The sequence below is a fragment of the Paenibacillus sp. ACRRX genome, assembly GCF_022346885.1.
Classification (GTDB): domain Bacteria; phylum Bacillota; class Bacilli; order Paenibacillales; family Paenibacillaceae; genus Paenibacillus_B.
In genome coordinates this window covers 1043715-1062008 of sequence record NZ_JAKRNK010000002.1, presented here as the reverse complement: position 1 = coordinate 1062008, position 18294 = coordinate 1043715, and the positions used below count along the sequence as shown (strand labels likewise).

The 18294-nt window shown below is 46.3% G+C and carries 17 protein-coding genes and 1 other RNA gene; all 18 read left to right on the top strand.

All coding sequences use genetic code 11. From position 1 onward, the window contains the following. Positions 1–97: 97 nt before the first annotated feature. Positions 98–394, top strand: a complete 297-nt coding sequence (yqfC, locus tag MH117_RS10480; RefSeq protein WP_239328587.1) for a sporulation protein YqfC — start codon at positions 98–100, stop codon at positions 392–394. Further along, the gene (yqfD, locus tag MH117_RS10475) at positions 391–1572 is read left to right on the top strand and encodes a sporulation protein YqfD (RefSeq protein ID WP_239328585.1); all 1182 of its coding nucleotides are present in this window, start codon (positions 391–393) and stop codon (positions 1570–1572) included. The genes yqfC and yqfD overlap by 4 nt, the downstream gene beginning before the upstream one ends. 34 nt (positions 1573–1606) lie before the next feature. Next, on the top strand, positions 1607–2575 hold the full coding sequence (locus MH117_RS10470; protein ID WP_239328583.1) for a PhoH family protein: 969 nt from the start codon (positions 1607–1609) through the stop codon (positions 2573–2575). A gap of 15 nt (positions 2576–2590) precedes the next feature. Then, a complete protein-coding gene (locus MH117_RS10465; protein ID WP_239328582.1) occupies positions 2591–5008 on the top strand; it encodes an HD family phosphohydrolase in 2418 nt (805 codons plus the stop codon). Position 5009: 1 nt separating this feature from the next. Then, on the top strand, positions 5010–5507 hold the full coding sequence (gene ybeY / locus MH117_RS10460) for an rRNA maturation RNase YbeY (RefSeq protein ID WP_239328581.1): 498 nt from the start codon (positions 5010–5012) through the stop codon (positions 5505–5507). Further along, a complete protein-coding gene (locus MH117_RS10455; RefSeq protein WP_239328580.1) occupies positions 5507–5881 on the top strand; it encodes a diacylglycerol kinase family protein in 375 nt (124 codons plus the stop codon). Before ybeY ends, MH117_RS10455 begins: the two co-directional genes overlap by 1 nt. A 15-nt stretch (positions 5882–5896) precedes the next feature. After that, positions 5897–6331 (top strand): cytidine deaminase, encoded by a 435-nt coding sequence (gene cdd, locus MH117_RS10450; RefSeq protein ID WP_239328579.1) that lies wholly within the window; start codon positions 5897–5899, stop codon positions 6329–6331. Between the two features lie 119 nt (positions 6332–6450). Further along, positions 6451–7356 (top strand): GTPase Era, encoded by a 906-nt coding sequence (gene era / locus MH117_RS10445; protein ID WP_028544937.1) that lies wholly within the window; start codon positions 6451–6453, stop codon positions 7354–7356. Between the two features lie 117 nt (positions 7357–7473). Next, positions 7474–7611 (top strand): YqzL family protein, encoded by a 138-nt coding sequence (locus MH117_RS10440; RefSeq protein WP_239328578.1) that lies wholly within the window; start codon positions 7474–7476, stop codon positions 7609–7611. A 29-nt stretch (positions 7612–7640) separates the two neighbouring features. Next, complete coding sequence (gene recO / locus MH117_RS10435) at positions 7641–8435, top strand: DNA repair protein RecO (RefSeq protein WP_239328577.1); 795 nt, start codon at positions 7641–7643, stop codon at positions 8433–8435. A gap of 413 nt (positions 8436–8848) precedes the next feature. Continuing rightward, entirely contained in the window at positions 8849–9736 is an 888-nt protein-coding gene (gene glyQ / locus MH117_RS10430) for a glycine--tRNA ligase subunit alpha (protein WP_239328576.1), read from the top strand. Beyond that, complete coding sequence (glyS, locus tag MH117_RS10425; RefSeq protein ID WP_239328575.1) at positions 9729–11795, top strand: glycine--tRNA ligase subunit beta; 2067 nt, start codon at positions 9729–9731, stop codon at positions 11793–11795. The genes glyQ and glyS overlap by 8 nt, the downstream gene beginning before the upstream one ends. A 298-nt stretch (positions 11796–12093) precedes the next feature. Continuing rightward, positions 12094–12576, top strand: coding sequence for a YaiI/YqxD family protein (locus tag MH117_RS10420; protein WP_239328574.1), 483 nt, complete (start codon positions 12094–12096; stop codon positions 12574–12576). A gap of 46 nt (positions 12577–12622) precedes the next feature. After that, a complete protein-coding gene (dnaG, locus tag MH117_RS10415; RefSeq protein WP_481857254.1) occupies positions 12623–14452 on the top strand; it encodes a DNA primase in 1830 nt (609 codons plus the stop codon). Positions 14453–14487: 35 nt separating this feature from the next. Next, complete coding sequence (rpoD, locus tag MH117_RS10410) at positions 14488–15615, top strand: RNA polymerase sigma factor RpoD (protein ID WP_239328572.1); 1128 nt, start codon at positions 14488–14490, stop codon at positions 15613–15615. 328 nt (positions 15616–15943) lie between these two features. Beyond that, positions 15944–16714, top strand: a complete 771-nt coding sequence (locus MH117_RS10405; protein ID WP_239328570.1) for a tRNA (adenine(22)-N(1))-methyltransferase — start codon at positions 15944–15946, stop codon at positions 16712–16714. Continuing rightward, entirely contained in the window at positions 16690–17805 is a 1116-nt protein-coding gene (locus MH117_RS10400; RefSeq protein WP_239328569.1) for a Nif3-like dinuclear metal center hexameric protein, read from the top strand. The genes MH117_RS10405 and MH117_RS10400 overlap by 25 nt, the downstream gene beginning before the upstream one ends. A gap of 54 nt (positions 17806–17859) precedes the next feature. Beyond that, positions 17860–18261: RNase P RNA component class A (rnpB, locus tag MH117_RS10395), an RNA gene on the top strand. Positions 18262–18294: the final 33 nt, after the last annotated feature.

The window sequence follows — 18294 nt, the reverse complement described above, 5'->3', positions numbered from 1 at the left end:
TACTGTGGGCTAAATTAGGCGCAGCTTATACTTTCACCTTCATAAACCGTACGGTTGCCGCATAAATTGTAAAGTACAGGAAGGGGGCCTATCGTACATGAGCCGCTTCACCCGCAAACTGCGCCAATGGACGGCACACTTGTTCGATCTGCCGCAAGATATGCTATCTAATGTGCCCCGATTTACGATGATCGGCAATCGACAACTGTTCGTGGAGAATCATCGCGGCGTTGTTCATTTTTCAAGTGATCATATGCGTCTATCACTGGTTACCGGCGAGCTTGAGGTGTTCGGCCGCAACTTGGTCATACGTGGAATATGGACCGAGGAAGTATTTATTGAAGGCAGCATAATCGAAGTTAAGGTTCACGGAATGGAGGAAACGTTGTCATGAAACCACCTGCACTTGCGAATTGGCGCGGTTACGTACGCGTTCGTATTAGGGGACAATATGCAGAACAATTATTAAACAAATTATCTGCCAAGCAAATGCTGATATGGGACGTGATGCGTGAGGAAGACAATCAGGTCAGCTTATTTTTGATGCTGCCGGATTTCTTCCGTCTTCGTCCGCTTTTAAAAGAGACAGGCTGCCGAGTTCATGTAGAGGCACGATTTGGCGTGCCATTTTCAATCAAACAAGTGCGTAAGCGCACATTTTTTATTTCCGGCTTATTTCTATTTCTCTTTGGTATGTACATGCTGTCATCGTTAATTTGGACGATTGATGTGAAAGGGAATGAACGCATCCCTACGGATGATGTGCTTGCTGCCGCGCGGGAAGAAGGGATTTACCCGTTTCAATGGACGTTCCGTATGAAAAAGCTGGACACGCTCTCAAAGGAGCTAAATGCCCGCCTGCCATCTACCTCCTGGATTGGGGTGACGAGGCAAGGGACAAGGGTTGTGATTCACGTTGTGGAGTCTACGATGGCAGAGAATCGAACCCTGCGCAATCCCAGTCACCTGATCGCGCGGGCGGATGCGGTCGTTACTCAGATTATTGCGAAAGAAGGGCGCGCTGTTGTGCGGCCTAACACTCGAGTGAAGAAAGGCAGCGTGCTTATCTCCGGCATCGTCGGCTCCACTCAGGCGCAACAGGCGGTGCCTGCAAAGGGAGTGGTGCGAGGGTTGGTATGGCATGAGTATGAGATTGTTTCTCCTCTCATCAGCAAGCAGAAGGTGCTTACAGGAGATGTTACAGAACGTCATTATATACAGATCGGTGAACGTCGATTGCAAGTGTCCGGATTTGGAGATATACCTTATGCCCAGTATGAGGTGACATCCGACACTGCAGCCGCTTCTTGGGGGAGCGTATCCCTTCCATTAGGATGGATAACTGAAAAAATAGCAGAAGTCCAACTGGTGGCGGAAGAACGAAGCGAGCAAGAAGCGATGCAAGAAGGACTAAAGCAAGCACGAGTTGATATAGCGGCTAAAAATGGGCCTGATGCCCGCGTTAAAACGGAAAAAATTTTGCATCAGAAGTCGGAGAATGGTAAAGTGAAACTGAAAGTATTATTTGAAGTTGAGCAATCGATTGCTGTTGAGCAGCCGATTATCCATTAAGCTAATGAGACTGAAGGCAAGGAGACTGAGGTTTTTGTCGCAACTACAGACTGTCAAACTTTCATTACAGAATGCCACCGAAGGCTTGGCCTTGCTTGGACCACAGGACAAGTACTTGCGGCTGGTTCAAAGCCGTACTGGTGCTCAGATCACATCAAGAGATGCAGAAATTGTTATTTCAGGCGGTATGGAAGAAGTTGAGAAATTTAAGCGGTTGTTCGAAGTGCTGTTGCAATTGATCCGCAACAATATTACACTGTCCGAGCGTGACTTCATGTATGCACTTGATCTAGCTCAGGAATGGAAAGTTGACGAGCTGCTAGATCTGTTTAAAGGTGAGATCACGACTACGTTTAGAGGCAAGCCGATACGGGTAAAAACAATAGGTCAGCGTCATTACGTGTCTACAATCAAGAAGCAGGACATTGTATTTGGTGTAGGACCAGCAGGAACAGGGAAGACCTATTTAGCAGTAGTTCTGGCCGTCAGTGCACTGAAGGAAGGTGCCGTTAAGCGTATTGTATTAACACGCCCAGCAGTAGAGGCGGGCGAGAATCTGGGCTTTCTCCCAGGAGATCTGCAAGAGAAGGTGGATCCATACTTGCGTCCGCTATATGATGCGCTGTATGACGTCATGGGACCTGATCAGACGGCTAAGGCATTAGAAAGAGGACTGATCGAGATTGCTCCACTCGCTTATATGAGGGGACGAACGTTGGATGATGCCTTTATTATTTTGGATGAAGCACAGAATACGACTCCTGAACAGATGAAGATGTTCCTGACACGACTCGGTTTTGGCTCCAAGATGGTCATTACTGGCGATGTCACCCAGATTGACTTGCCCCGGGGCAAAAAGTCCGGTTTGGTCGAAGCGGAACGCATCTTACATGATATTGAGGAGATCGGAATCGTACATTTTGCTGAGCAGGATGTCGTTCGTCATTCCTTAGTACAGAAGATTATTGTGGCTTATCAGAAGGAAAACGAAAACCAGGGATAGAGAGGACTGTTCTCTATGCTACAAGCACATCAAGGCAGCGGCAACAAAGCTCGCCCGGTTACAATGGCAGGATGGAAATACAGCATCGGCGTGCGTGTTGTCTTATTTTGTTTTATGACGGTATTGTTTTATTTCAGCCTGGCACCGAACATACTGCCAGAGAAATTCGATATCGTAGTTGGTAATGTGAACGAGAAAAATATCGTGGCACCCAAGCAAATTCCAGACAAAAAGGCAACGTTAAAAGCACAGGAAGAGGCGGCAGAGCGCGTGGCGCCTAGTTATCCAATCGTTTCTTTTAAGAATGAGAAGTTGATGGATATTGTATTAAATCGAATAGAAACGGTTAATGTCGACGAACTGATCTCCTTCTCGGAGAAGGTAGATCTGTATCGCAGGGTCATTCCGCAGATGTTCGACGATTATATTAATTCTTTTAAGATGGACAACCGCAGTACATATTCGAGCAAGTTATTGGATGAAATGTCCAAGCGTATTGAAGAACAGAAGTATCGTGTGCCTGAGGAGACGTTCATCAAGATTGCACGCTTGTCCAAGGATGACATTACGGACATGAAGCCAGTAGGTCGTGATATCGTAAGCAAGTTGATGAGCGATTCGATCGCAGATGCAACTGTCGCGCGCGCCAAGGTCGCTGAATACGTGAATGCCAGTTCTTTGACTAAGCGTTCTACACGTGAAGTAATCCAAGAACTCGTGCGTTTATCGATTACACCGAACAAATTTTATGATGAAGAAGCAACCAAGGAAGCTAAAGTTCAAGCACGGGAAAATACGCCGCAAGTGTTCATTAAGCAGGGGGACATCATCGTAAAGCGTGGACAAGTGATCTCGCAAGACATGTATGATCTGCTCAAGGAAAATGAACTGCTGAAGTCGGAAGTAAACATGTGGCCACAGCTAGGCTTATTGTTGCTTTCCTTTATGTTTATTGGCGTATTGTTTATGTTTATGAGACAAAGCAGCAGTACGCACTTTAAGTACAATAACGCACAGCTTCTTATGCTGGCGATCATATTTACTATTAACGTGCTTGCACTTCACATTGTCGCTTACGCTCAGACGGAGACGTCTACTTATATCGGCTATGTAGCGCCTGTGGCTTTGGGTGTTATGCTGATCACATTGCTGCTGGATGTGTCATTGGCTTACATAAGCGCCGTCGTATTTAGTGTGATGGCCAGTATTGTGCTTAATACGCAGCAAGGTGAGCTGTTTGATTTTAATTTTGGCTTCTTGGCCTTAGTTGTGTCGTACGCAGCCATATTTGCGATTCATCGAGCCAGCCAGCGTTCTACGATTCTGAAGGCCGGTATTATGATTTGTATTTTTGGCAGCTTGACGGTCATTACGCTTGCCATGATGAATGGCGATCCTTTAAACAGCAGGGATACACTTCTTGCAGCGGGTCTTGCCTTCAGCAGCGGCTTGGTGACAGCAGTGCTTGTAATTGGTTTGATGCCGTTCTTTGAAGTTACGTTTGGCATTTTATCCGCACTGAAGCTTGTGGAACTGTCTAACCCAAACCATCCGTTACTAAGGAAGCTGCTGACGGAGACACCGGGAACCTATCATCACAGCGTAATGGTAGGCAATCTGGCTGAACAGGCGGCCGAATCGATCGGGGCAAACGGACTATTATGCCGAGTTGGAGCGTTTTATCACGATATCGGTAAGACGAAGCGACCAAGCTACTTTATTGAGAATCAGACGAATATGGATAATCCGCATGATTTTATCGACCCGAAGCTGAGTACTTCCATTATTACGGCACATGCACGTGATGGTGCTGAAATGCTGAAAGATTATAAGCTTCCCAAGCCGATACGGGATATTGCGGAACAGCATCACGGGACAACTTTCCTTAAGTTCTTCTATTATAAAGCGATCAAGCTGGCAGAAGAACAAGGGGGCGAGCCAGACTTTACGGAAGATGACTTCCGTTATCCAGGTCCGAAGGCACAGTCCAAGGAGGCGGCTGTCGTGGGGATAGCAGACTGTGTTGAGGCTGCGGTTCGATCCTTACGCCATCCGACAGTAGAGCAGATCGAGACGATGATCCACAAGATCATTAAAGATCGCCTTGATGATAATCAGTTTAATGATTGTGACTTGACGATGCGAGAGCTTGATATCGTTGCAAACTCGTTAAAAGAAACGGTAATGGGCATATTCCATTCTCGAATCGAATACCCAGACACATCTAAAGTGTCAGACAAGTCACATGAGAAAATGCAGCATAAGCTGCCTGCAAAAGAAGATACTCCATCAGCTGCTCATCACGCTCACGCGGATAAGCTGTCAGTACATGCGGACGAAGAAGCCAGTAGAGTCGATAAAGCTAACTTGGAAGATCGTGAGGAAGTGGCTGAGCTCAATAAAGGACGACCAGGCCATAAAGAAGGAGAATAGTATGAAAGTAACATTAGCATGGAGCGATGAACAGGATCGGTATCCCATTTCCACTGTATTAGTGGAGCAGTTGGAGTTAATCCTAGCGGAAGCTGCACATATGGAAGGGGTTACAGAGGGGGAAGTTGCCCTAACATTTGTAGATGATGAGCGCATCCACGAATTGAACCGTGATTATCGTGGCATTGATCGTCCTACAGATGTGCTGTCATTTGCACTGAACGAATCTACTGATGAAGAGTTGGATATCCTTTATGAGGTAGAAGACGAGTCGGAGCTGTTAACCATAGGTGATATGTTAGGCGATATAATTATCTCAACTGAACGTGCGCAAGCACAGGCAGAGGAATACGGACATTCGTTGGAGCGGGAAATTGGATTTCTGTTCGTGCATGGCTTTTTGCATCTGCTCGGGTATGACCATCAAGATGATGAATCAGAGCGTGTCATGATGGACAAGCAGGAAACGGTGCTTGCTAAGGTTGGATTGACACGCTAATGATACGGAGCAAGCGGCCTTGGAGGCATACATTTCAAGTCGCATTAGAAGGTATATGGTATACTCTGCGTACACAGCGTAACATGCAGGTGCATTTAGGTATTATGTTTGCGGTGACGGGACTGGGTTGGGCGCTTGGACTAGAGCGGACAGAATGGTTTTGGATTGGTTTGTGCATCACGCTGGTGATCATGGCGGAGCTTTTTAACACTGCTATTGAAACGGTAGTAGATCTGGTGATGCCCAATCCGCATCCGCTTGCCAAGATTGCGAAGGACACTGCCGCAGGTGCTGTATTGATTGCGGCAGTGTTTGCCGTCATTGTTGGTGTAATTCTATTAGGTATTCCGATATGGAAGCTGCTGGTCAACTAGAAGGAGGAACGTCAGATGAATGCTACACAACTGATGGAACAAGCAAAACTCGCCCGCGAAAAAGCGTACACACCTTATTCGCATTTTAAGGTCGGAGCAGCACTATTGGATGCGGATGGACACGTACACTTGGGTTGCAATGTGGAAAATGCAGCTTACGGTCCTACTAACTGTGCCGAGAGAACCGCTTTATTCAGAGCGATCGCGGATGGTTGTGAACCGCGTTCTTTTAAGGCTATTGCTGTCGTTGGTGATACGAGCGACCCAATTACACCATGCGGGGTATGTCGCCAAGTGATATTGGAGTTATGTCCGTCAGATATGCCGGTGTACATGGGCAATTTGAATGGTGAAGTAACGACTACTACAGTGGGGGCGCTATTACCAGGCGCATTTGACGTGAACAGTCTGGAAAGCTCGGTTTCACGTCAAGCTGAACTGAAAGATTAGACAATCGAAGCGGTTCCGCTCCAGTCTATAGACGATGCGGAGCCGTTTATATATATTAGAGCAAGTTGGCACAAGAATAAGCACAAGAACTACTAAGAACCAGAGGAGAAGTTAAATTGATGAAGCAATCCAAATCGTATAAATCAGGCTTTGTAGCTATAATCGGACGACCTAATGTAGGGAAGTCCACTTTAATGAACCATATAATCGGTCAGAAGATAGCGATTATGTCTGATAAGCCGCAGACTACTCGTAATAAGATTCATGGTGTATACACAACAGAAGGTTCTCAAATTGTGTTTCTTGATACACCAGGTATTCATAAGCGCCAATCCAAGCTTGGCGATTACATGAATCAAGTGGCACTCACAACATTAAATGAAGTTGAGGCTGTGTTGTTCCTTGTCGATGTATCTGCTGGTCTTGGGGGCGGTGACCGCTATGTTATTGAACAGTTAAAGCGGGTAAATACACCTGTTATTCTGGTCATGAACAAGATTGATCAAGTGCAGCCAGAAGAGCTGCTCGGCATGATCAAAACTTATAACGAACTGCATCAGTTTGCAGAGATTATTCCGATCTCAGCACTACAAGGCAACAATGTGGATCGCTTGCTGCAAGTACTGTCTGGTTATTTGCCAGAAGGTCCACAATACTATCCGGAAGATCAAATTACAGATCATCCAGAACAGTTCGTAGTAGCGGAGTTGATCCGGGAGAAGATTTTACATGCAACTCGCGAGGAAATTCCGCATTCAATAGCGGTTATGATTGAAGATATGAAGGTACAAGACAATGGCGTGGTGCACATTTCTGCGGTTATCTTTGTTGAGCGGGATTCGCAGAAAGGGATCGTTATTGGCAAACAAGGTGCGCTGCTTAAAGAGGTTGGTAAGCTTGCCCGCAAAGATATTGAAACGCTATTAGGTTCGAAATCGTTCTTAGAACTCTGGGTAAAGGTGAAAAAGGACTGGCGTAATCATGATCGCGTTTTGCGTGACCTGGGCTTTAGAAACGATAAGTAACGACGGCATAAAGCAACTGCATATCATACAAGCCAATTATTGCATCGGATATTCCCTACCTCTCAGCACATGATAATGCATAAGACAGAATCATTTCCGATGAAGGGGGATTTACGAATGCGTGATTTCTCGTGGAATGTGTTTGCAATGACGGGGGATGTGGATGCCTACTTGTTATATAAGCATATTGGGCAGATCTCAGATGTAGAAGAGGCGGAAGCGGAACCCGAGTTGTCTGAGCAGATCGTGGAGTGATAAGTCAGTTGTCGTAGGGGAGGACAACGGTGTTATATAGGGTGGAAGGTATTGTAATACGCAGCATGGATTATGGGGAAGGAAATAAGATTATTACACTGTGCACCAAATCGCACGGGAAGACCGGTGTCCTCGTAAGGGGAGCGAAGAAGGTGCGCAGTCGCCATGCTGCGGCTACACAGTTGTTTACATATGGAGAGTATATTTATTTTAAAGGGATGGGACACATTGGTACCTTGAACGGGTGTGAGATTCTTGAGTCCCATCATCCACTGCGCGAGCAGCTTCATCTGGCTGCATACGCATCTTATGCAGTAGAACTTGTAGATCGCGGTTTGCAGGATGAAGAGGCCGGTGGCTACATGTTCGAGCAGCTGCTTGCTTATTTGCAAGCTTTAAAAGATGGCAAGGATGAGCAGGTATTAACCCATTTATTTGAGATGAAGCTGTGTCAATCTGTGGGGGTAGCACCTGTGCTTGATACTTGTGTCATCTGTGGGCAAGCAGAGGATCTTGTTAACTTTGGATGGCGCCTGGGCGGAGCGATATGCTCAAGGTGCCGCGTACGAGAGCATGCCAAATATATGGCGCCAGTGTCAGTATTAAAACTCATGACATTGTTTGCCAAAACAGACTTGCGCAGAGTAGGTAACATCGCCGTTAAGCCGGAGACTAAGGCACACTTGCGTGCATGTATGCGCGGTTACATGGACACTCATGTGGGAGTCCGTTGCAAGTCTTTAAATTTTATTGAGCAAATGGAAAAGTATGATCTAGCTGCGCATCAAGAGCATGTGCAGCGCGAAGAACGCCAAGATGAATGATGGTAGTCGGGCGCTCGTAATACTTGACGAATCGTTCTAATTTAGATATGATATTGACTATTATAAAATAAACAAATTTGCAAGGATGAAGAAAGTAATTCGACTATCAGTTCGAAAGAAAGCGATTCGGGGACGGTGTGAGCCCGGACGAACAGACGGATGAACAGGCACTTCGGAGCAAATACCTATGAAAGTGGACCGCAATCGTTATTGGATTGGCATTGTAATCGATTGTATCGATTTAATGCGGCGGTCAAGTAGGGTGGAACCGCGGGAGAATATACTCTCGTCCCTACGTCTGGCATCAGGCGTATGGACGGGAGTTTTTTGCATGTATATCGGTTTATGAACATGTATAGACAACTTCAGACGTCAGACGCCGTCAATATGAGGCATAAAGGAGTGATAGGCACATGAATTTTCAACAAATGATCTTAACTCTGCAAAATTTCTGGGCGGATCAGAAATGTATTATTGTCCAGCCCTATGACGTAGAGAAGGGTGCCGGAACGATGAATCCGATGACTTTTCTCCGTTCGATCGGACCTGAGCCTTGGAATGTAGCTTATGTGGAGCCTTCAAGACGCCCTGGCGACGGACGTTACGGGGAGAACCCAAATCGCCTTTATCAACATCATCAGTTTCAAGTTATAATGAAGCCTTCTCCTGACAATATTCAGGAGCTTTATTTGGAAAGCTTGAACCGTCTGGGGATTGATCCAGCACTTCATGATATTCGTTTTGTAGAAGATAACTGGGAATCTCCGACGCTTGGCGCATGGGGTCTTGGTTGGGAAGTATGGCTTGATGGGATGGAAGTGACACAGTTCACGTACTTCCAGCAAGTGGGCGGCATCGACGCGAATCCGGTTGCGGTCGAGATTACGTATGGTCTGGAGCGCCTTGCTTCTTACATTCAAGACAAAGAAAATGTGTTTGATTTGGAATGGGTTGAAGGAATCACATATGGTGATGTATTCCACCAACCGGAATTTGAGCATTCCAAATATACGTTTGAAGTCAGTGATGCAGCAATGCTGTTTAATTTGTTTAATACGTACGAACAGGAAGCAAAACGTGCGATGGACGAACATCTTGTGTTCCCTGCGTATGATTATGTATTAAAATGTTCGCATGCTTTTAATCTATTAGATGCTCGTGGAGCAATCAGCGTTACAGAACGTACTGGTTTTATTACGCGTGTTCGTAATCTGGCACGTCAAGTAGCGGCTACTTACTATGAGGAGCGCGAGAAGCTTGGATTCCCGCTGTTGAAGAAAGGAGATGAGCACGATGCCTAAACATTTGCTCTTGGAACTAGGACTGGAAGAAGTGCCTGCTCGTTTTATGCGTGCGGCTATGGAGCAGTTAAAGGAACGGACGGAGCGTTGGCTCGAAGCAGCACGTATAAGTCATGAAGGAGTTCAAGCCTATGCGACGCCGCGCCGTCTGGCAGTGCTCGTCCAACATGCGGCTGATAAGCAAACGGATATTCACGAGGAAGTGAAAGGACCTGCGCGAAAGATCGCCTTGAGTGACAGCGGAGAATGGTCCAAAGCTGCGCTTGGCTTTGCCCGCAGTCAAGGGGTAGAGCCTGATCAGTTTTTCTTCAAAGAATTAAACGGTGTAGAATACGTTTATGCCAACAAAAGCAGTATTGGTAGGGATACGTCTGAAGTACTTGCGGAAGGCTTTAGCTCCATTGTTCACGCGATGACATTCTCTAAAAATATGCGTTGGGGCGCCTATGACATGCGCTTTGTCCGCCCTATTCGCTGGGTAGTAGCGCTGCAAGGCGAGAGTGTTATTCCAATTGAATTTACTGGCGTACAGGCAAGTAATGTATCCCGTGGGCATCGATTCCTTGGTCACGACACGGTCATTCAAGAGCCTGGCCAGTATGTGGAACGTCTGCGTGAGCAGCACGTCATTGTTGACGTGGTAGAACGCGAGCAGTTGATCGTGAAACAAATTGAAGCATTAGCACAAAAACAACAATGGAATATTGCGGTTAAAGACGATTTGCTGGAAGAGGTCCTCTTCCTAGTGGAATACCCGACTACCTTGTTTGGAACTTTTGATACGTCTTTCTTAAGTATCCCACAAGAAGTACTTATTACATCGATGCGTGAGCATCAACGTTACTTCCCAGTGCTCGATGCATCAGGACAACTGCTTCCATTCTTTGTGACGGTGCGAAATGGAGACCAAAAAGGTATTGATACGGTCGCCAAAGGCAACGAGAAGGTACTGCGGGCGCGGTTATCCGATGCCAAATTCTTCTACGCAGAAGATCAGAAGTTGCAGATCGAAGCTTGCGTAGATAAGCTCAACTCGATCGTATTCCATGAAGAATTGGGCACGCTGGGGGACAAGGTACGCCGCCTTGTCAATATTGCTGATCTGCTTGCCCAAGCGGTACAAGCGGATGAATCAACAGCGAAGCAAGTTAATCGTGCGGCACACATTTGCAAATTTGACCTTGTTACACAAATGGTATATGAATTCCCTGAGTTGCAAGGTGTTATGGGTGAGGATTATGCGCTCAAATTTGGTGAAGATCCTACTGTAGCACGTGCCATTAACGAGCATTACAAGCCGCGTTATTCGGGTGACCCTTCACCTGAGACTTTGGCAGGCCAATTGATCAGTATGGCAGATAAGCTCGATACTATGGTTGGATGTTTTGCGATTGGCATCATTCCAACAGGATCACAAGATCCATACGCACTTCGTCGACAAGCAACAGGTATCGTTCAGATGCTGCTTGAGCGCAAGCTGCCATTGACCCTTACACAAGTGTTTGATATTGCGCTTGACGTATTGGATCGTACAGGTTTGTTAAAACGCGAGCGTGCGGAAGTACGTAAAGACTTGTACGAATTCTTTGGCCTTCGTGTCAAAAATGTACTGTCCGAGCAAGTGCGTTACGATGTAGTAGATGCGGTGCTTGCAGCCGGTTATGACGATGTGAAGTTAACGATCTCGCGTGGCGAGATGCTTATGGAGGCAGTTCGTCATGAAGCGTTCAAAGCTACGGTGGAATCGTTTAATCGTGTATGTAATTTGGCATCGAAAGCGGATGATGGTGAAGTTAGCGCCACACTATTTGAACAGGACGAGGAACGTGCACTTTATGCTCGCTATCTAGAAGCACACGCGCAGTATAAAGCGGCATCAGATCCAACAAGTGCGCTTGCGGCTCTCAGTAGTCTGGAGGAGACGATAACGTCATTCTTCGATAATGTTATGGTTATGGCGAAAGATGAGGCTGTAAAACATAATCGCTTGGCGCTGCTGAAGCTGATTGCACATGATTTGAAGCAGTTTGCGGACTTCTCTAAGCTCGTGTGGGCATAACGGCAAAAATCGTTGAATACTGCAGCTTATGTGTTTAAGCAGATATGTAACAAGGGTAATATAGTTCTAACATCAGGTTGTAATGTCTGTCGCGGAGCATGCGAGAAGCAATAAAATCTCGACATGTTCCGCGCTTTTTGTGGTCAAGTCGACATTTTGTGATAACTTGGTTATGAAAATCGTATTTTCACAAGCAGGAATTTAAACGCACACAGCGTATATAATATAAACGGAGAATCACCGGGTTTACACCATTGGTGCACCTGAAGTGTGATGGTTTATATTCTGTAAAGGGAAAATGGTGAACCGATTGCCTCACGAAAGTCGAATTATCGTTGATGCGGACGCTTGTCCAGTAAAGACTGAAATTGTGCAAGCAGCTACAGAGTTCCAGGTGCCTGTTCTGTTTATTGCTTCGTTTGCGGCATATCAGAATGAGGCGGAGCACACAGATATCGTTCAATACATTTATGTGGATCAAGGCTTTCAATCAGCGGATATGTATATAGCGAACACAGCGCGGTCAGGAGATATAGTCGTCACTAACGATTATGGATTGGCCGCGCTATGTCTGCCGAGAGGGGCATGGGTGCTCACACCGCGAGGAAAAGAGCTTGATGGGCATAATATGGACGAGCTGTTGGCACAACGCCATGTATCCAGCAAAGCTCGGCGAGCTGGGCAGCGTACCAAAGGACCTCGTGCAATGACAACGCTGGACCGCGAGCATTTCCAACATAAACTGACAAAACTTTTGCAAATGGGCAGGAGAACTTCGTAATATCGCGAATTAAAGTAATACGTGTTCGAAATGAAGGTGATGGGATATGAGTGGTAACGGACCGATACCTGATGAATTCGTAGATGAGGTGTTGAAGCATAACGATGTAGTTGACGTTGTCGGCAAATATGTCCACCTTACGAAGCAAGGCAAGTATTTAAAAGGTTTATGTCCTTTTCATTCCGAGAAGACGCCTTCGTTTACGGTTACGCCGGAGAAGCAGATATATCATTGCTATGGCTGCAAAGCCAGTGGGAATGTGATTCATTTTGTGATGGGTATTGAAGGGTATTCTTTTCCGGAAGCCGTCAAGCATTTAGCGGAACAAGTTGGCCTGACGTTTCACTGGGGCAACCAGCCTATGGAACGCAGTCCCAAGAGCGAAGCTAAGGAACACCTTATTCAAGCGCATGAATTAGCCGCTAAGCTGTATCATTACATCTTAATGAATACGGCACACGGACAGGACGCACTAGCGTATTTGCGCGAACGAGGTATTCATGACAAGTTGATCGAGCATTTTCAGATTGGTTATGCTCCGCCGCAGTGGGACACTTTAGTGCAGCTGTTAAGCAAACGTGAGTTTTCACTTTCTTTAATGGAGCAGGGAGGCCTCGTTTCGGCAAGGCAGCAGCAGGCTGGTTACGTAGACAGGTTCCGGGATCGTGTCATGTTTCCGATCTGGGACAAGAATGGGAAAGTAGTCGGGTTCTCTGGTCGTATATTAGGCGAAGGCCAGCCAAAGTATCTAAACTCACCTGAGACCATGTTGTTTAACAAGTCCAAGCTGATGTACAACCTTCATCATGCAAGGCCGCATTTTAAGCGCACCGGTCAAGTTGTGTTATTTGAAGGGTTTGCTGATGTCATACAAGCTTGGGAAGTAGAAGTCCTTAATGGGGTTGCAACAATGGGGACTGCATTAACTAATGATCATGTAGCGCTCTTAAGACGGAGCGCCGAGCGTGTTGTTATCTGCTATGATGGTGATGATGCGGGTCAGGCGGCAGCCTTAAAAGCTATTCCGATGCTGGAAGAAGCGGGCATACATGTATCAGTTGCGATGCTCCCAGACCGAATGGATCCTGACGACTATATTAAGGCAAACGGCGGTGAACGGTTCAGACATGCGATTATTGCTGCTGCCGTCACACCAGTTAAATTCCAGCTACTCACTTTGCGTCGCAACCATTTCCTGCTAGAAGATGACGGGAAGCGCAGGTTTATAGAGGAAGCAATGCGAATTATTGCTCCCATTCATTCACCTGCCGAACGCGAAATGCACTTGAAAGAACTATCTAATCAAGTTGATATTTCACTGGAAACCTTAAAGCAGGAGTGCTTTGAAGTCCGTCAGAAGCTACAAAAAAAGCACCAGACGGGGGATAATCAAGACAATTGGTGGAATAATGTTAGGAATGATAAACGTAATATGGACACTCCTACGTTAAGACCTGCCTATGTGTACGCTGAGCGAAGTTTGTTAGCCTTAATGTTCCAAGATGCTGAAGTAGCTGTTTATGTGGAAAGACATCTTGGAGAACAATTTAATGTAGATGATCATGCAGCATTAGCTGCTTATCTATATGCCTATTACGCGCAAGGCAAAGAACCGGATTTCAGCCGATTTCTTGCCACACTGCGTGATGATCGATTAGAGCAGACGGCAGCCTCGATTTCATTGGCAGAAGTGCCCCTGCGTTACGATAACGACTTGTTGAATGATTACATTTCGCAAATTAAGAAAGTACCCATACAACGCGAGATCGAACGTATGAAGGAAGAAATGGTAAAAGCTGAACGTGCTGGAGACTCATCGCGAGCTGCGCAAATTGCATCAGAATTTATTGCCCTAGACCAACAACTGAAGCGTTAGCAGTCTGAAGAATCTAGGGAGGAGGGAGTCGGAATATGGCGAATGATCAACATACTGGTCTTGAAGCTGAAGCAGTTCTGGATCAAGTCAAGGATCAGTTGATTGAAGTCGGCAAGAAGCGGGGGACGCTTAGTTATAAAGAGATAGCTGAGAAGTTGGCGACATTTGAACAAGATGCGGATCAGATGGACGAGTTCTACGAGCAACTGAGCGACCTTGGAATTGAGATTGTTAATGAAAATGACGATGAGATGGTACGTCCTAACACAGATCGTGATCAGGATGAGCATGATGACTTTCACTTTGAGGATGACCTGTCCTTACCTCCAGGTATCAAAATAAATGACCCTGTTCGTATGTATCTGAAAGAAATCGGCCGTGTTCCATTATTGTCGGCAGAAGAAGAGATAGAGCTCGCAAAACGTATCCTGCTTAGTGATGAAGAAGCAAAGAAACGGCTAGCTGAAGCCAACTTGCGACTCGTTGTCAGTATTGCTAAGAGATATGTGGGACGTGGTATGCTGTTCCTGGATCTCATTCAAGAAGGCAACATGGGTCTCATCAAAGCGGTTGAGAAATTTGACCACAGCAAAGGATTCAAATTCAGTACGTATGCCACATGGTGGATTCGTCAGGCGATTACTCGTGCGATTGCCGATCAAGCCCGTACGATTCGGATTCCTGTTCATATGGTTGAGACGATTAATAAATTAATCCGGGTATCCCGTCAATTGCTGCAGGAGCTTGGGCGTGAACCGACACCAGAAGAAATTGCGGCAGAGATGGAATTAAGCGTTGAAAAGGTACGGGAAATTATGAAGATTGCACAAGAGCCTGTATCTCTGGAAACACCAATCGGGGAAGAGGACGACTCTCATCTGGGAGACTTCATCGAAGATCAAGAAGCGTTGGCGCCTGCTGATGCCGCTGCTTATGAGTTGTTGAAGGAGCAATTGGAAGACGTACTTGACACGCTCACAGAGCGTGAAGAGAATGTACTTCGTCTGCGATTCGGTCTTGATGACGGTCGTACACGCACATTGGAAGAAGTAGGCAAAGTGTTCGGAGTAACACGAGAACGTATTCGCCAGATTGAAGCCAAAGCACTGCGTAAGCTCCGTCATCCAAGCCGAAGCAAACGTCTTAAAGATTTCCTTGAATAATGCTGCCTGATGGACAGACCTTCTGCTGCGCTGATTATATGCGCACAGCAAGGTCTTTTCTTCCATTTGGATGCTATTCACCGAAATGAGCAATATGTAGGTTGAAGCTAAGTAATAAGCTTTACTGTTTTTATCATATTTGCCTTCATTTGTGTTGTTGGAATTCATTTTAACGCTTTTCCTTCGGCAATGCAAATATTGTTGCAAGCGCTTCTGGCATGCGGATTAACTCGTGATTACTACACCATGTTATTACAGAGCAGCGACGATGACAATGGTATAAAGCAAGCAAGTACATATTATTGTAAACAGTAGGTGGAATCCATACATGACAATCAAGTTATCTAAACGACTGCAGCATATCGCAGATTGGGTACCAGCAGGCAGTCGGCTGGCCGATATTGGTTCAGACCATGCGCTGCTGCCAACCTATTTAGCCAGGTCAGGTCGTATTCTGCATGCGATTGCCGGAGAAGTGAATCCCGGTCCATTTGATGCAGCTGCCAAGCAAGTGGCTTCTTCGCGACTCGAACATATGGTCCAAGTCCGGCGGGGAGATGGGCTCGCGGTGCTGCAGCCGGGGGAAGTGGACTGCATCACGATCGCAGGGATGGGCGGCAGTCTAATCGTCAGCATCCTCAGTGCAGAGCCTTTAAAGCTGGACGGTGTTCGATATTTGGTTCTTCAACCTAACGTGGGCGAGGAATTCGTTCGTGGCTGGCTAAGTAAGAACGGCTGGTCGCTTATGAAAGAACAGATTATAGAGGAAGACGGTAAAATATATGAGATCATGTATGCGGAACGTCTTTCCCAAGAACAATTCACTGTTTGTGAACAGCAGTTATATGCGCCATACATGTTATCTTGCGGAATTATGCTTGATGAGACTTGGTTAAAGCTGATGGGTCCACATCTCGTCAAGAATCCTAGCGAGGTGTATATCCAGAAGTGGCAGTTGGAACTAAAAAAACAAGAACGTATTATTCAAACGATGGCTAATGCCGAGACAGAAGATGCGATGGAGCGTCGGCAGAGATTCGTTACACATAAAGCGCAATTGGAGGCGATGCTGGCATGTTGGCAAAAGGACAAACAATAATTCAATGGATGGAAAAGTTGGCACCCAAATCGCTTGCAGTACCAGATGATCGTATAGGCCTTCAACTAGGATCATTGCAGGGTGAGATTAACGATGTACTCATTACTCTTGATGTCACAGAGGCTGTCGTGGAAGAAGCGATTCAAATCGGAGCCAAGCTTATTATAGCACACCATGCGATCATTTTCCGACCGCTTAAAGATTTGCAAACGGATACGCCAGCAGGACGTTTATACGAAAAGCTTATTAAACATGATATCGCAGTATATATCAGTCATACGAATTATGATATTGCGGAGGGTGGCATGAACGACCTGATGGCGGATGCGCTCCGACTTCAGCATGTAAAAGTATTGGAGAAGCTGCAGCAAGAGAAATTGCAGAAACTGGTTGTATTTGTACCTAAATCCCATGCGGAACAAGTGCGGACAGCTATTTTGGACACGGGTGCAGGCTGGATCGGGGATTACAGCCATTGCAGTTTTAATCTTGAAGGCATCGGAACGTTTAAGCCGTTAGAAGGTACCAATCCGTTTATTGGCACTACAGGTAAAGTGGAGGAAGTCGAAGAAGTTCGCATGGAAACCATTATTCCAAGTTCGGTAAAAAGCCGAGTACTTCGAGCAATGCTCAAGGCTCATCCGTATGAGGAAGTTGCTTATGATCTTTATCCGGTAGAACTTGAAGGAAAAGTTTATGGACTTGGCCGGGTCGGCAAACTGACTGAGGCTGTTACGTTGTCAGAACTGGCGGAACAGGTAAAAACGCAGTTTAACGTACCATTTGTTCGTGTTGTGGGTCCCTTGGACCGTGAAGTAAGTAAAGTAGCTGTGCTTGGCGGCTCAGGTTCGCGCTACGTCAAACATGCTCTGTTTCATGGCGCCGATGTGCTTGTTACCGGAGATATCGACTATCATACGGCGCATGATGCGCTTGCAGCAGGGCTGTGTATCATTGATCCTGGTCATAATGCCGAGAAAATGATGAAGGACAGTGTTGCAGCACGTCTGCAAGCGATTGCAAATGAGCAAAGAAGCGACACTAAATTCCATAGTTCCGGTATTGCTACCGAAGTATTTCAAATGTTGTAAAAGTTGTGTGTTGAGTTTATCGACAGAAACTAGTATACTTACGAATGTTGTCGGAAAGTTTGACAGACAATCGCTGGTGGCTATGCCACGAGAGGAAAGTCCGGGCTCCATAGGGTAGGATGCTGGATAACGTCCAGTCAGCGCAAGTTGAAGGATAGTGCCACAGAAATGGACCGCCGATGGCTGCTGGTATCAGCAGCACAGGCAAGGGTGGAACCGTGGTGTAAGAGACCACGAGGAACGCTGGTGACTTCGTTCCTGGTAAACCCCATCTGGAGCAAGACCTAATGAGACGCATGCCCCTTGTGGGCAGCCTTACCCGAGGTGCGTCTGGGTTGGTCGCTGGAGCTGTGCAGCAATGTATGGCCTAGATAGATGATTGTCACTTTGTAGTGGAAGGGTTGCTCCCGTAATACCACGATCAGTACAGAACCCGGCTTATGGCAAGCTTTCCATCGCACAACACTTTATAATATGGCATACGTAGAC